Origin of the sequence: uncultured Sphingomonas sp. (assembly GCF_937859915.1) — a bacterium.
Lineage (GTDB): Bacteria > Pseudomonadota > Alphaproteobacteria > Sphingomonadales > Sphingomonadaceae > Solisphingomonas.
The window spans coordinates 49,680-62,801 of record NZ_CALMAW010000052.1 but is presented as its reverse complement, the minus strand read 5'-3'; the positions used below and the strand labels follow the sequence as shown (position 1 = coordinate 62,801).

The 13,122-nt window shown below is 65.9% G+C and carries 13 protein-coding genes; 9 read left to right on the top strand and 4 right to left on the bottom strand.

The window, feature by feature from the left end:
- Nucleotides 1-254: hypothetical protein (locus Q0326_RS07310; RefSeq protein WP_298688677.1), on the top strand; the 254-nt coding region annotated here is incomplete at its 5' end.
- A 67-nt stretch (nucleotides 255-321) separates the two neighbouring features.
- On the opposite strand, the gene Q0326_RS07305 is transcribed toward Q0326_RS07310, so the two are convergent.
- Complete coding sequence (locus Q0326_RS07305) at nucleotides 322-816, bottom strand: hypothetical protein (protein ID WP_298688675.1); 495 nt, start codon at nucleotides 814-816, stop codon at nucleotides 322-324.
- Nucleotides 817-991: 175 nt separating this feature from the next.
- Here Q0326_RS07305 and Q0326_RS07300 point away from each other — a divergent pair, with 175 nt between their 5' ends.
- The 3 genes from Q0326_RS07300 to Q0326_RS07290 all read left to right on the top strand — a co-directional run bounded on the left by Q0326_RS07300 (nucleotide 992) and on the right by Q0326_RS07290 (nucleotide 2,402).
- A complete protein-coding gene (locus tag Q0326_RS07300) occupies nucleotides 992-1,264 on the top strand; it encodes a hypothetical protein (RefSeq protein ID WP_298688673.1) in 273 nt (90 codons plus the stop codon).
- Nucleotides 1,265-1,416: 152 nt separating this feature from the next.
- Nucleotides 1,417-1,767 carry a hypothetical protein gene (locus tag Q0326_RS07295; protein WP_298688671.1) on the top strand — a complete coding sequence of 117 codons (351 nt, stop codon included), beginning with the start codon at nucleotides 1,417-1,419 and terminating at the stop codon, nucleotides 1,765-1,767.
- Nucleotides 1,768-1,901: 134 nt separating this feature from the next.
- On the top strand, nucleotides 1,902-2,402 hold the full coding sequence (locus Q0326_RS07290) for a GNAT family N-acetyltransferase (RefSeq protein WP_298688669.1): 501 nt from the start codon (nucleotides 1,902-1,904) through the stop codon (nucleotides 2,400-2,402).
- A 63-nt stretch (nucleotides 2,403-2,465) separates the two neighbouring features.
- On the opposite strand, the gene Q0326_RS07285 is transcribed toward Q0326_RS07290, so the two are convergent.
- Nucleotides 2,466-2,807: a hypothetical protein gene (locus Q0326_RS07285; protein WP_298688667.1), complete on the bottom strand. Its 342-nt coding sequence runs from the start codon at nucleotides 2,805-2,807 to the stop codon at nucleotides 2,466-2,468.
- 272 nt (nucleotides 2,808-3,079) lie between these two features.
- On the opposite strand from Q0326_RS07285, the gene Q0326_RS07280 reads away from it, so the two are divergent.
- Both Q0326_RS07280 and Q0326_RS07275 read left to right on the top strand, forming a co-directional pair.
- Nucleotides 3,080-4,339: an MFS transporter gene (locus Q0326_RS07280; protein WP_298688665.1), complete on the top strand. Its 1,260-nt coding sequence runs from the start codon at nucleotides 3,080-3,082 to the stop codon at nucleotides 4,337-4,339.
- Between the two features lie 111 nt (nucleotides 4,340-4,450).
- Nucleotides 4,451-6,787 carry a TonB-dependent receptor gene (locus Q0326_RS07275; protein WP_298688663.1) on the top strand — a complete coding sequence of 779 codons (2,337 nt, stop codon included), beginning with the start codon at nucleotides 4,451-4,453 and terminating at the stop codon, nucleotides 6,785-6,787.
- A 662-nt stretch (nucleotides 6,788-7,449) separates the two neighbouring features.
- Here Q0326_RS07275 and Q0326_RS07270 read toward each other — a convergent pair.
- Together Q0326_RS07270 and Q0326_RS07265 are read right to left on the bottom strand one after the other, a co-directional pair.
- Complete coding sequence (locus Q0326_RS07270) at nucleotides 7,450-8,556, bottom strand: LLM class flavin-dependent oxidoreductase (RefSeq protein ID WP_298688661.1); 1,107 nt, start codon at nucleotides 8,554-8,556, stop codon at nucleotides 7,450-7,452.
- A complete protein-coding gene (locus tag Q0326_RS07265) occupies nucleotides 8,511-9,398 on the bottom strand; it encodes an aldo/keto reductase (protein ID WP_298688658.1) in 888 nt (295 codons plus the stop codon). Before Q0326_RS07265 ends, Q0326_RS07270 begins: the two co-directional genes overlap by 46 nt.
- Nucleotides 9,399-9,428: 30 nt before the next feature.
- On the opposite strand from Q0326_RS07265, the gene Q0326_RS07260 reads away from it, so the two are divergent.
- The 3 genes from Q0326_RS07260 to Q0326_RS07250 all read left to right on the top strand — a co-directional run.
- Nucleotides 9,429-10,541 carry a Gfo/Idh/MocA family oxidoreductase gene (locus Q0326_RS07260; RefSeq protein ID WP_298688656.1) on the top strand — a complete coding sequence of 371 codons (1,113 nt, stop codon included), beginning with the start codon at nucleotides 9,429-9,431 and terminating at the stop codon, nucleotides 10,539-10,541.
- 179 nt (nucleotides 10,542-10,720) lie between these two features.
- A complete protein-coding gene (locus Q0326_RS07255; RefSeq protein WP_298688654.1) occupies nucleotides 10,721-11,659 on the top strand; it encodes an RMD1 family protein in 939 nt (312 codons plus the stop codon).
- 606 nt (nucleotides 11,660-12,265) lie between these two features.
- Nucleotides 12,266-13,122 (top strand): CBS domain-containing protein (locus Q0326_RS07250; RefSeq protein ID WP_298688652.1); only part of this gene is annotated, 857 nt, incomplete at its 3' end.

Sequence of the window (13,122 nt, the reverse complement as noted above, 5' to 3'; positions counted from 1 at the left end):
GCGGTGGTTTCCACGGCGGCGGCGGCGGCTTTCACAGCGGCGGCGGTGGCGGCTTCCACGGTGGTGGCGGCTTCGGCGGCCGCGGCGGCGGTAGCTTTCATGGCGGGCACGGCTACGGTCGGGGCTATCGGGGTGGCGGCTATTACGGTGGTGGTTATTACGGCGGCGGCTACCCGATCGGCTATTATGGGTATGGCGGATATGGCTGCGACCCGTACGCCAACCCCTATTATTGCGGCGGCTACGGATATTGAGGCGCAGTGGCGCCCTAGCGATACGGCTTATCTGGCCGCTCTCGCGATAGGCGGGGCGGCTTGACCGCTAGGGGTGGTCGTTATTGCCACCCCCATGGTTGGAAGTAGCGGGGACCGTCGTGCTGTTCGCCGTGTCATATTGCGCGACGTTGCTGTCCATATCATTCTCGCCGAAATCGGTATTGCTCGCGGCGCTATCGGCAGCGGTGCTGCCGCTGTTTGCGCCGGACGCATTGCCGGCCGATCCGCCCGAATTGTTGGCCGTGTCGCCATGATTGCATGCCGCCATTACCAACGCCATGCCGACCGCCATCATTGCGCGCGCTGCGCGCTTCGGGTTGGAATAATCCACGCTCGGTCTCCGGCCAGTGTCCCATATGCCGAACGGTGAAGACGCTGTAATAGTTGCGTCTCCGGTAGCAGATGACGAGCGAAACGGGCCGCCGATGCAGGCGGCTTCGGTTCCCGCATGCGACATCGCGGTGACGAGCGGGAAATGGCAACAGATTGCAGCGGCCGCTTTGGCGCAATCGTGTTCCAGAAATTCGCCCGGTCCTCGCATCCATTGTGCCGGTCTGGCGTTTTAACCATAATGGTGGCATGTCTGTCGGCGTGGCATTTGCGCGATCACGAACGTTTGCGTCACGTATGTGGCCGGCGATGGTGTTGCCGCCGCAGTTTCGCACGATGATGGGCAGCTTTTGGTCGCCTGCTCTCACTATCATATGGAAGAGGCGATGATCGGAGCTCTGGCAGGATGGCGGCGCCACGAAACTCCGCATGGAATCGTACTCAACCTTCAGATCGCTGCATCCGCGGAGAAAATTGCGGCGCGCGACTTCATGCCAGTGACGGTCGTGCTCAATGATCGCCAACTTCGGTCGCTGGCACGCGATCTGACGCGAGCGGCGGCATCGCGAGGAATCGATCTCTGGCCCCGGCAAAGCCTGTGGAAGACGCTGATCGGCCGCACCGCTGCACGAGGGGGACATGGCAGCGGCAAGTCCTAGTCGACAGGCCGTGACGCGGGCGAAGTGGATCCACTGATCGACCCGTCGCGGCGTGATCAGAAGATGTCTGGCGACGACGACAGTTAACCATCTTTCGCTGTTGCCACGGCCTTGGCGCTGTGATTCTGTCGCGCAGGAAGGAGGACGTCGCAATGTCGGCTATTGCAGGTCTCTTATTCGGGTGGAAGCGCCGCAATACTGGTCATTGCCTGGTCTTGACGATGAAGGTCCTCGACGACGACGCATTGCGTGCAGGCGATGCGAAGCGCGTCCATCTCGCGATCAGTGATGAAAAATTGTGCTCGCTTGCCCGCGATCTGCATCGCGCCGCGCAGGAACGGGGTCTGATCGTCTGGCCGCGCAATGCGTTCATCGGCCGGCCCGTGAGCCTGTTGGAACGTCTTCTCGAAAGTTTTGCGCGTCGATTCCCCGCCAAACCCGTCGCGCTTCTGCCGGCGCCGGAGCGCGTGCGGCTGGGCACCTCCCGGAATCAGGGCGGCTAGGCGCGAAGATCGTCGGTCCTGTCGATGCGGCCGGCGGGCAAGCAACGCGGGGGCCAACGGCCGCCGCACCCCGCTTATCGTTCGCGTCGTGAACGACAAACATGTTACGCCCCCGTATCGGAACGGGGGCATCGATGAATTTCGGCATCAGGCGGGCTATCGCGGCGGATTGGCCTGCGGTGCGGCATCTTCATGAGCGGGCGGTCGCGCATGAATTGCCCTTCGTCGACAATGCGGACCGGCCACGCATGGCGACGCTGCAGCATGTCTTTCGTGGCGACTTGTGGGTCGCCGAGGCAGCCGGCTGGATATGCGGGTTCGTCGCCTGCGTCGGCATCGACGTGGCGTGGCTCTACGTCGATCCGTCGCGGTTTAGGCAGGGCGTCGGTCGGGCGCTGCTGCGCGTCGCGGTTGCGCACTGCGGTGCCATCGTCACTGCCCGCGTCCTCGCCGGGAATGTCGCGTGCCTCGGGCTGATGGCGTCCGAGGGCTTCGTGGCGGCGGGCATCGAGACGGTCAGCATCGCCGGCCATGGCGAGGTGAAGGTGCAAGTCGTTCGCCGCGTCAATCTCGTCGTCGAACGCCGATCGACGCGCGAAGCGCCCTCCATGCCGATGCCTTTGCCTGTGCGGTAGCGACGAGGCCATGGCCGGAATTGTATCGCGCCCGGCATGCCGCCGACGCTTGTTGGACGGCGGTCAGCGTTGTTTCTTCGCTGTCGTCGCCGTGAAGTCCGGATCCTTCTTCGCCACCCAGTCGACGAATTTGCGGACGTTCGGATTGTCGAGCAGACCCGTGACATCCATGCCGTGACGCTGGAGCTCGGAGTTGGTGAAGTTGGCGATCAGCGTCTGCTGGCAGATCGGGTGCATCGGGACGACATCGCGCCCGCCGCGGCTCTTGGGCACGGGATGGTGCCAGACGATGGTCTTGCCGGTCGGGCGGCCGCATAGCCAGCAGGGCGGGATCGCCGCCGGCGGCGCGTCCTCCTCGCGCTGCACGTCGTCAAAGGGCTCATGCTTCGAATGTTTGCGGGCCATAAGCTCGATCTGGATCCCTGTTTGCCGGTTCGCGTGAACCGCGTCGCGGCACCCCTAGCACAAGGCCGTCCCTATCGTGAGCGTCGCGCCCGTCGGCATGGTGCCCGGCAGCCCAACGCCGCCGTGCAGCAACCCGGTCTTGGCGGCGCCAAAGCGAAACCCGCATTGTCGATCGGCTCGCGGGGCTCTAGCGCCGGCCGGTCAGGAGATCGTGCGATGCAACATCAGGACGGCGCGTTCGCCGATCGCAACCATCCCGGCCGCGATCATCGATGCCGGGACCGCTCCGCGTGACGCTCGCTCCCTGGCGCCAATGGCTGTTGTTCGCACTGATCGTGACCGCAGGCGTGCTCAACTATGTCGATCGCCAGATCATCGCGGTGCTCAAGCCGCTGATCGAGACGGATCTGCACTGGACCGATCGCGACTATGGGACGCTCGCCTCGCTGTTCCAATTCTCCTCCGCCCTTGCCTTCGTCGCGACGGGATGGATCGTCGACCGGCTCGGCATACGCTGGGCCAATCCGGTCGCGGTCGCGGCTTGGAGCCTCGCCGCAATGGCACATGCCGGCGCGCGCAGCATGGCGCAGTTCATGGCGGTGCGACTCGCGCTCGGCGCGACCGAGGCGATGGGTACGCCGACCGCGGTGAAGACGATCGCCGCGCTGTTCCCGCCCAACCGCCGGTCGGCCGGCTATGGCCTCTCCAACGCCGCCAACAATTGCGGCGCGATCGTCACACCGCTGGTCATCCCTGCGGTCGCGCTCGCCTGGGGATGGCGCGGCGCGTTCCTGCTCACCGGCGCGCTTGGCGTGGTCTGGGCCGCGTGCTGGCTGCTCGTGACGCGCGGCGTGCGGCTCGATCCGATGCCTGTTGCGTCGGCGCGCGCGGTCTTGCCCGGCCGCTACCGGCTGCTGCGCGATCGCCGCAGTTGGGTGGTCGCCGGCGCCAAGCTGTTCTCCGACCAGACCTGGTGGCTGCTGCTGTTCTGGATGCCAGACTTCTTCCACCGTCGCTTCGGGTTGAGCATCATCGAGCTCGGCATCCCGCTGGCGACGGTCTATCTCTGTGCCGCGATCGGATCGGTGATCGGCGGCGCGCTTCCCGCGCGGCTGCTCGATCGGGGCTATGATCTCGATCGCGTGCGCAAGGGCGCGCTGCTCGTCTCCGCGCTGCTGGTGCTGCCGATCCCGCTTGCGCTGTTCACCAGCGACTACCGCGTGGCGACCGCGATCCTCGGGCTCGTACTCGCCGCGCATCAGGGTTTCTCGACCAACATCTTCGCGCTGATCGCCGATGTCGTGCCGCCGGCACGGGTCGGCAGCGTCACCGCCTTCGGTGCGCTGGTCGGCAATCTGGGCGGAATGACGGTGCTGTATGTCGCGGGCATTCTGCTCAGCGCAGGCACGGGCTATCTGCCGCTCTTCCTGTTCGCGGCGATTTCCTACCTGCTCGGGTTCGCGGTGGTACAGCTGACGATGCCCCCGCTGGGCCCCCTGCACGCCGCAATCGTCGCCGAGGCGGACGCGTGACAGGCTGACCGGGGGCGAATGGCCAAAGCCTATCCCATGGATAGGAAATCTTTCTTCCCCCGATCCAGGCCTGCCGATAGTCGACTGCGCACCGAGGCAAAGGGGAAAGCCATGCAGACGAAGCTTTGGGGTGCGGCGGATCCGCGTGCCCGCCGGATCGGTGGCAGCGTGCTGTCGGCGATCGCGCTCGCAACGGCGCTGGCCGCCGCCGGTCCGGTACTGGCGCAGGACGCATTGCCCGCGGCCAAGCCTGCGCCCGCCGCCGTTGCCACGCCTGACGCTGCGACGGATACCGGCGCGATCGTCGTCACCGCGCGGCTGCGCACAGAGTCGCTCAACAAGGTGCCGATCTCGGTTGCCGCCCTCGACGGCACCAAGCTCGCCGCGCATGGCCAGAACGACATCGCGTCGATCGCCACCAATATCCCGACCGTCGAATTCCGTACCGGCGCGTCGAACAAGGACCGCGACGTGTTCATCCGCGGCGTCGGCACGATCACGACCTCGCCCGGCGTCGATCCCTCGGTGTCGACCGTGATCGACGGCGTCGTGCTGGCGCGGCCCGGCCAGGCAACGCTCGACCTGATGGACATCGACCGGATCGAGGTGCTGCGCGGGCCGCAGGGCACGCTGTTCGGCAAGAACGCGTCCGCGGGCGTGATCAACGTCGTCACCAAGGCGCCTACCAACCGACAGACCGAGGAGCTCGAGGCGTCCTATTATCAGGGCGACGAATATCGGTTCCGCGGCGGCGTGTCGGGGCCGATCGTGGCCGACAAGCTGCTGTATTCGATCACTGGCCTGTTCGCCAATTATGACGGCAACGTCCGCAACATCACCACCGGCGACGAGGTCAACGGCTACAAGCGCCGCGGCGTGCGCGCCAAGCTGCTCGCGAAGCCCAGCGACAATCTGACGCTGACCTTCGGCGCCGACTATGTCTACACCCACGACACCGTGCCCGCCGGCATCTACATCAGCAGCGGCCGAACCGCCTATCCGAGCGGCGTCGTCACCGCCAATCCGACGCTCGCCGCGACGCTCGCCGGCGAAGGCATCAAGCCCTCGCCCGACAACCGCACCGTCGCGCAGAGCTTCGACACCGACGTGCGCGACAAGAATTACGGCACGTCCGTCCAGGCCGATCTGGCGATGGCGGGCGGCTATTCGCTGACCTCGATCACCGCCTACCGGCGCTGGCGCAACTATCAGCACCAGGATTATGACGGCTTCGCGCAGCCGACCACCGCCTATGTCCAGGGCGAGGATTACGGCCAGGTGCGCGAGCATCAATTCTCGCAGGAGGTGCGCATCGCCTCGCCCAAGGGCCATCTGATCGACTATGTCGTCGGCGCCTATTACATGCATGTCGTCAACAATGAGATCTACCAGCGCACGATCACCTCGGTGACGCCGGGCGTATCGTCGGGCTCGGGCACCGCGCGCTACGGCACCACCAGCGACGACATGGCGCTGTTCGGCGAAGCCAATATCAACCTCACCTCGCGTGCGCGGATCATCGCCGGATATCGCTCGATCTGGGACGATCTCGATTATTATCACGTCCGTACCGCGAGCTTCGCGACGCCGGGCGCGACCTCGACGACGGGCATTGCGGGCTATCACGCCAGCCGCGGCACCACCGATCCGCACGGAAACGCCTACCGGGTCGGCGCTCAATATGATCTCGCGCGCGATGCGAGCGCCTATTTCACCTATTCGCGCGGCTATAAGGGGCCGGCCTACAACGTCTATTTCAACATGCTGGCGCGCGACGAAGGCGCACTCAAGCCCGAAACCTCGAACGCCTATGAGATCGGCTTGAAGGGCAGCGCGTTCGACCATCGCCTGCAGGCAAGCGTCGCGGGCTTCATTACCAAGTTCGACAATTATCAGGCCAACGTGCTCGATCTCTACCAGGGCGCGCAGGTCAGTCGGCTGATCAACGCGGGCAAGGTGTCGAGCAAGGGCGTCGAGGGCGACCTGTCGGCGCGGCCGATCGACCCGCTCGCGCTGACCTTCTCCTTCGCGCGTACCGACGCCAAGATCGACCAGTTCAATTGCCCGGCGGGCGCCGCGGCGAGCTGCAATATCAATGGCGAGCCGCTGCCGTTCGCGCCCAAGTGGAAGCTGCACGGCGACGCGACCTACACGCTAAGGCTGAGCGACGCCTTCAGTCTGCAGCTCGACAGCGACTATAGCTGGCAGAGCAAGACGCAATATCAGCTGACCGAGACCCCCGACACGATCCAGCCCGCCTACGGCATCTGGAACGCCAGCATCGCGCTGATCGCCAAGGATGGCTGGCAGCTGCGCGGGTTGGTCAAGAATATCGCCAACAAGCATTACGCCTCCTATCTCGGCGCCGGCACGCTGGGCGGGCTGGTGCGCTTCGTGCCGCGCGACGACGATCGCTATTTCGGGGTGATCGCCAGCGCGAAGTTCTAGCGACAATGCAGACGGTCGCGACGCCACGCCCGTCGAACCTGTCCACCGCCGCCTCGGTCTTCGACCCGGGATCTCGCTGTCTACGACGGTAGGCTAGCGGAGACCGGCGGGAGGCCGGTTCCGATGTCGCGGCCTCAGGTGTCGCGTCACGACAATAGGCGGCGACGACACTGCACGCTGGTGACGGTGAGATCGGTAGCGCCTGCTGATGGTCGGACGGGGTCTGCGCAAATGACGTGACGTTTCCGTGCCACGGCGTTCGCTGTCCTGGGAAGCACCGACGCCAACCCGGGACGGGCGACGGCTCGAGCGTTTCAGGATCGGATTGGCGAGCGGTGACGCTTATCCCGGTCGCGAAGCCGGTGCGACGATCGCGTCCGGATCACCGAGATCTCCATCCGCAGCGCGACGTCGCCGACGCTCGCACAATGTCTCGCGGATACGCGCTGCCCATTCGACATCGGGTCCGTCGGCATCCACGCCTAGCCAATATGTCGGATTCTCCCGGTCTCCGATCGACATCCCCATCCTCCCCGTGCTGCTTTTGCAGCTCGTCGCGAAGATATACCAAAACATCGTGGGAGTCGTACATGGTTCGCGGCGGCAGACCGAGCTGTCCCAGTGTCTGACACTTCGCAATCGCCCCGCATTGAGCCCCGCGCTCAGGCCGGCGCGAGCGGGCCGTGATCGAGCCGGGGCAGGACATGGCGCGCGAACAGGTCGGCTTCGGCCTGGTGCGGATAGCCCGACAGGATGAAGGCTTCGATCCCTTCCGCGCGATAGGAGTCGAGCTTGGCGAGCACCTGGTCGGGATCGCCGACGATCGCGGCGCCGCAGCCCGAGCGCGCCCGCCCGATCCCGGTCCACAGATGATCCTCGACATAGCCTTCGCCGCCTGCCGCCTCACGCAGCTCGGCTTGGCGGCGCACGCCGGCGGACTGGCTGTCGAGCGACTTGGCGCGGATCGCCGCGCCGGCCGCGTCGTCGAGCTTCGAGAGTAGCCGGTCGGCGGCCGCGCGCGCCTCCGCCTCGGTGTTGCGCACGACGACATGGACACGGTAGCCGAAGCGCAGCGTCCGGCCGTGGCGGGCGGCGCGTGCGCGCAGGTCGGCGATGGTCTCGCGCACCACGCCGATGCGGTCTGGCCACATCAGATAGACGTCGGCGCCCTTGGCGGCCGCCTCGCGCGCGTCCTCGGACAGGCCGCCGAAATAGAAGGCCGGGCAGCGACCCGACACGGTCGAGATCCGCGGCGGATCGAGCGTGAGGTTCCAATATTCGCCTTGGTGGTCGAGCGGCTTGCCGTCGAGCAATGTGCGCAGGATCTGCATCGCCTCGACGGTGCGGCGATAGCGCGGGCCGCTCGCCAGCGTCTCGCCGGGCAGGTCGCTCGAGATGATGTTGATCGTCAGCCGTCCGCCGAGGATGCGATCGATCGTCGCGATCTGGCGCGCGAGTTGTGGCGGCCAGCTCTCGCCGATCCGCACCGCCATCAGCAGGCGGATGCGGCGCACCAGCACCGCGATCGCCGCGGCGAAGGCGGTCGTGTCGAGGCCGAGCGCGTAGCCCGAAGGGAGCAGCACATTGTCGAAGCCTCCGCTTTCGGCCGCGAGCACGATGTCGCGGCAATGCTCCCAGCTCGAGCGTAGAGCGGGGTCGGGCTGCCCCAGAAACTCGTAGTCATCGTCGCACAGCGCCGAGAACCAGCTGACCTCGCACGGGTTCACGGCAGTTTGGTCCCGGTCGAGGCCTCGAACACCGCATACCATTCGGCCCGCGTCCAGCCGACCGTGAGCGCGTCCATCGACTCGACGATGCGCGCGGGCGACTGGCTGCCCACGATCGGGATCGGGGCGGCGGGATGCGCCATGATCCAGGCATAGGCCGCCGCCGTGCGCGACACGCCGCTGGCTTCGCCCTTGGCGTCGAGCAGCGCGGAGACCGCGTCGCCGCCTTGACCGATCCGCCCGCCACCGAGCGGCGACCAGGCGAGCACCGCCATGCCATGTTGCAGTGCCTGGTCGAGCAGGCCGTCGGTGACCGGCGCGGTGTGCAGTGCGGACAGCTCGGGCTGGGTCGCGGCGAGCGGGAAGGGCAGGTGGGCTTGCAGGGCCGCGGTCTGCGCCGACGTGAAGTTGGACACGCCGATCGCGCGGACCTTGCCGCTCTCTACCATCCGCTCGAGCGCGGCGGCGACGTCGGCAGGATGCGCGAGCAGATCGGGACGATGGATCTGCCAGAGATCGACCTGCTCGACACCGAGCCGCGCCAGCGACGCGTCGAGCGCGCGCGCGAGATAGTCGGGGCTCGAATCATAAGGGACGCCGGGAACGATCCCACCCTTGGTCGCCAGCACCATGCGGTCGCGCAGGCCCGGTGTGGCGCGCAGCACCTCGCCCAGCAATCCTTCGGCCGCGCCGAAGCCGGGTCCGTCGACGCCGTATATGTCGGCGGTATCGAACAGCGTTATGCCGGCGTCGAGCGCGGTTTCGATCAAGTGCTGCGCATTGGCGACGGGCTGACCGGCGAACCGCCACATCCCCCACGCTATCGGAGACACAAGAATCCCGCTCTTGCCGAGCAGGCGGGTTTCGGAAGAGAGGGGCTGCATTCGAGAGCCCATGGCATAGGACTAAGCGGGATGCGAGATCACATTCGGTACGGCGTGGTGGGCACAGGGATGATGGGCTGCGAGCATATCCGCAACATCGTGCTCTTGCCGAACACGTCGATCACCGCGATCGCCGACCCGGTCGAGAACTCGCTCGGCTGGGCCGACGCCTCGCTCGGCGAGCAGCGCCCGGCACGCTTCCGCACGGTCGAGGAGCTTGCCGAAAAGGGCGAGGTCGATGCGGTGATCGTCGCCTCGCCCAACTATACGCACCGCGCCGTGCTCGCGCCGCTGTTCGAGCGCGGTGTCGCCATCCTCTGCGAAAAACCGCTGGCGACGACGATCGCGGATGCCCGCTGGATCGTCAAGCGCGCCGCCGATCACGCGGCACCGTTCTGGACGGGGATGGAATATCGCTACATGCCGCCGATGGCGCGCTTCATCGAGCAGGTGCATGATGGGCGGGTCGGACAGCTGCACATGCTGTCGATCCGCGAACATCGCTTTCCCTTCCTGGTCAAGGTCGGCGACTGGAACCGGTTCGCGCGCAACACCGGCGGGACGATGGTCGAGAAATGCTGCCACTTCTTCGACCTGATGCGGCTGATCGTGCAGAGCGAGGCGGTCCGTGTCTATTGTTCGGCTGGCCGCGACGTAAATCACCGCGACGAGCGCTATGGTGGCGAAGCGCCCGACATCATCGACAATAGCTATACCGTCGTCGACTTCGCCAATGGCGTCCGCGCGATGCTCGATCTCAGCATGTTCGCCGAAGGCGTCGCGCATCAGGAGGAGGTCTCGGCGACCGGCGATGCGGCCCGGCTCGACGTGCTGGTGCCACCCGGTGAACTCGTCTTTTCGCCGCGCGTGCCGTTCGGCACAGCCAAGGCGATCGAGCGCGAATTGGTGGTGGTCGAAGACGCGGCGATGGCGGCGGGATCGCATCACGGCGCGACCTATTACCAGCACGTCGCGTTCGCGGCGGCCGTGCGTGGCGGCGGATCGGTGGATGTCAGCGCGGAGGACGGGCTGCGCGCGGTCGAGATCGGCGTGGCGGCAGAACGGAGCGCCCGCGAGAAGCGCGTCGTCGAGATCACCGAAATTACGGGCGCGCAACTGGCAGCGTTTCAGGGGAGCACGTGAGCCGCAGCAAGTGCGGCGCTGTTGAACAAACGTCCGAAGTCGGGGCGATAATGGCGCGCCGGATGACCGGCTCTGAATTTACGTAACGCCGGATTATCCTCTGAACCCCGACCGCGTCGCCGCTGTCCGTTTGCCATTTCAGCCGATCCGACACGGATGAACCTTGATCCAGGCTGGCTTTGAGCGCACGCGCCCTCGACGCGATGTGCAGAAATCGGTTTGCCGCTCGCCGGCGCCTGCATCGCCACAAGGGGTCGGTTGTGGTTCGTCGAACGCAGGAAGTGATTCCACCGATCAGGCCGCTGCGCGCGGCCAGCGTTGGCGTGCCCGAAGTGCTGGGCCTCTCATTTCCCGGCAACGCCGAAGCCGCCAAGGTCCGCGCGCTGTTGCTGGGTACGCGGATCGACACGCGCAACGTCCGCAGCTTCGGCGAGCCCGACGCGCTGATCCTCGACGGCATCGGCGCCGCGTTCGTGTTCCGCTACGGCGTGCTGGTTCTGTTCGATGCGACGCCTGAGAGGGAGCGCGACCTGATCATCAGTCTCGACGGGCATGTCATCGAGCCGATGGCGACCCCCGAGCTCGAGACCGCGTCGATCGAGATCCGAGCCGGCAGCGAAGAATTGGTCCGAACGGACGGCCACATCCTCTTGCGCGAGGCGACGCCGGAGCGCCTGCTGCTCACCGCGACTGTCCTCGCGCGCAGCGTCGTGCTGGCGCGCGATGAGGCACGCATTGCCGACGCCTTCGACCGCATCGAGCCGCTCGTGACCGATCTTCGCGAACAGGGACGCGCGCGGCTGCCGATCCGCCGCGTGATGCAGCATATTGGGGATGTGCTCGCCGCCCAACACCGGGTCGTCGGGCGCGCGCAGATCGGCGAGAAGCCGGATATGCTGTGGGACCATCCTGAGCTCGATCGGCTCTATGCTCGTCTCGAAGCCGAATTCGAACTGAATGACCGCGCCCGGGCGATCGAGCGTAAACTCGAGGTAGTCGGTGACGCCGCCGACGTGTTGCTCAATCTGGTCCAGGACAAGCGGTCGCTGCGTCTCGAGATCGCGGTCATTGTGCTGATCGCCTTCGAGGTGTTGCTCAACCTCTATCACCTCGCCTAGCCGCATCGCCGCTGCCACGAGACAGGCATAAGGCTGGGCGCGCCAGCGACCACAACACGCTTGCACGTCGCGCGGTCCACGACGTCGCCCCGCGGCGCATGGCCGGGTGGCACCGATGTTGCCCATCTTCAACATGGTCGATTGCCGCCGCAAGCAGCCTCTCGCAGCATTTGCCGTTCGCCCTGATTGGCCTGTCGTGCTCCCTGCAAGCGGACTCGACGCGATGGCGACGATCCCCCCCGCTGTCCGGAATGTCTCCGCGCAATAGCGAGACGGCGCGGGTGATCGCAACGCTATGACGCAGGATAGAACGCAAGCGTGGCGTCTAAGCGAGCCCCTATTTGCGAGCGGCGGTCACGAAACCCAACTCAGTTTTCCCAACCTCGATCTTGACCACGACGATCCTCCTTGTCCGCTTATGAGCTCCGGTCGGCGTGCCCATTTTTACTCACCGCGTAATGTGTGTGGGACCGGTCGGCCTTGGATCGACAGCCGTTCTTCAACAACAGTATGCCGTCATGCGACTGTCACAAAATCCTAATGCTGCCTTTACCATTGCGCTGCTAGCCGGCGCCCATGCTTAGACCGCAGCGCGCACCCGCTCCCATGCCGTCAGACGCCTCGCAGGCCGCGTCCCTATGCAAGCCGGGAAGCGCGGATATCGCGGTATCGGTTGACGCGTCGGCAGCGCGCGCGATCGAAATATTCCAGGCTCAGCCCGACCTGCGGCTGTTGCCCGTGATCACCCAGACCGGCGAACCGATCGGCGCGATCTTCGAGAAGGATATCCGGCGCATCCTCTTCAATCCATATGGTCATGCCCTGCTGCAAAACCCGAGCTTTGGCCGAACCTTAGGGGGACGTATCCGCCCGTGCCCTACGGTCGAAGCGGATCAGACCATCGGCGCTCTGCTAGCGTATTATTCGGATGCGGGCGGACAGGAAGGTGTGATTCTGACCCGGAACGGTCGCTATTTCGGCCTGATCGAGAACCGTGAGCTCGTCCACGCCGCAGGCTTGCACGAGCGAGACCGTATTGCCCAGCGGGAGGCCGATCTTGACCGCTTGCGCGTGGTGGGCGCCGATTTCGAACGAGACGTCGGCACGCTGGCATCCGCGTTCGCAACCGTATCGGATGAGCTCGGCGTAGCCGCCGCTGCGACCGCGGAGCGCGGGCAAGCGACGCAGCAGCGCGCATTTGCTGTCGCCGCCGCCGCCGAGCAGACAGGCCATACGATGGCAAGTGTTGCAACGCACGGCACAGCGCTCGCACAGGCTTTGAGCCAACTCCACGATGAGACGATGGAGGCGACCAGCGCGGCTCGCCGTGCGGTCGGGCTGGTGGAAGCCGGTGCTCGCAGGTCGGACACATTGTTCGCATCAACCGGCGAGATCGAGAGCGTCACCGGTTTGATCGATGGTCTGGCAGCAAAGGTCCATGTGCTTGCGATCAACGCCACCAT

What these genes read in the sequence shown, in the direction of transcription:
- Q0326_RS07275 (WP_298688663.1), top strand. Translation starts at nt 4,451, where the DNA reads ATGCAGACGAAGCTTTGGGGTGCGGCGGATCCGCGTGCCCGCCGGATC.
- Q0326_RS07285 (WP_298688667.1), bottom strand. Translation starts at nt 2,807, where the DNA reads ATGGCCCGCAAACATTCGAAGCATGAGCCCTTTGACGACGTGCAGCGC.
- Q0326_RS07295 (WP_298688671.1), top strand. Translation starts at nt 1,417, where the DNA reads ATGTCGGCTATTGCAGGTCTCTTATTCGGGTGGAAGCGCCGCAATACT.
- Q0326_RS07300 (WP_298688673.1), top strand. Translation starts at nt 992, where the DNA reads ATGATCGGAGCTCTGGCAGGATGGCGGCGCCACGAAACTCCGCATGGA.
- Q0326_RS07290 (WP_298688669.1), top strand. Translation starts at nt 1,902, where the DNA reads ATGAATTTCGGCATCAGGCGGGCTATCGCGGCGGATTGGCCTGCGGTG.
- Q0326_RS07305 (WP_298688675.1), bottom strand. Translation starts at nt 816, where the DNA reads ATGCGAGGACCGGGCGAATTTCTGGAACACGATTGCGCCAAAGCGGCC.
- Q0326_RS07270 (WP_298688661.1), bottom strand. Translation starts at nt 8,556, where the DNA reads ATGGTATGCGGTGTTCGAGGCCTCGACCGGGACCAAACTGCCGTGAAC.
- Q0326_RS07260 (WP_298688656.1), top strand. Translation starts at nt 9,429, where the DNA reads ATGCGAGATCACATTCGGTACGGCGTGGTGGGCACAGGGATGATGGGC.
- Q0326_RS07265 (WP_298688658.1), bottom strand. Translation starts at nt 9,398, where the DNA reads ATGCAGCCCCTCTCTTCCGAAACCCGCCTGCTCGGCAAGAGCGGGATT.
- Q0326_RS07280 (WP_298688665.1), top strand. Translation starts at nt 3,080, where the DNA reads ATGCCGGGACCGCTCCGCGTGACGCTCGCTCCCTGGCGCCAATGGCTG.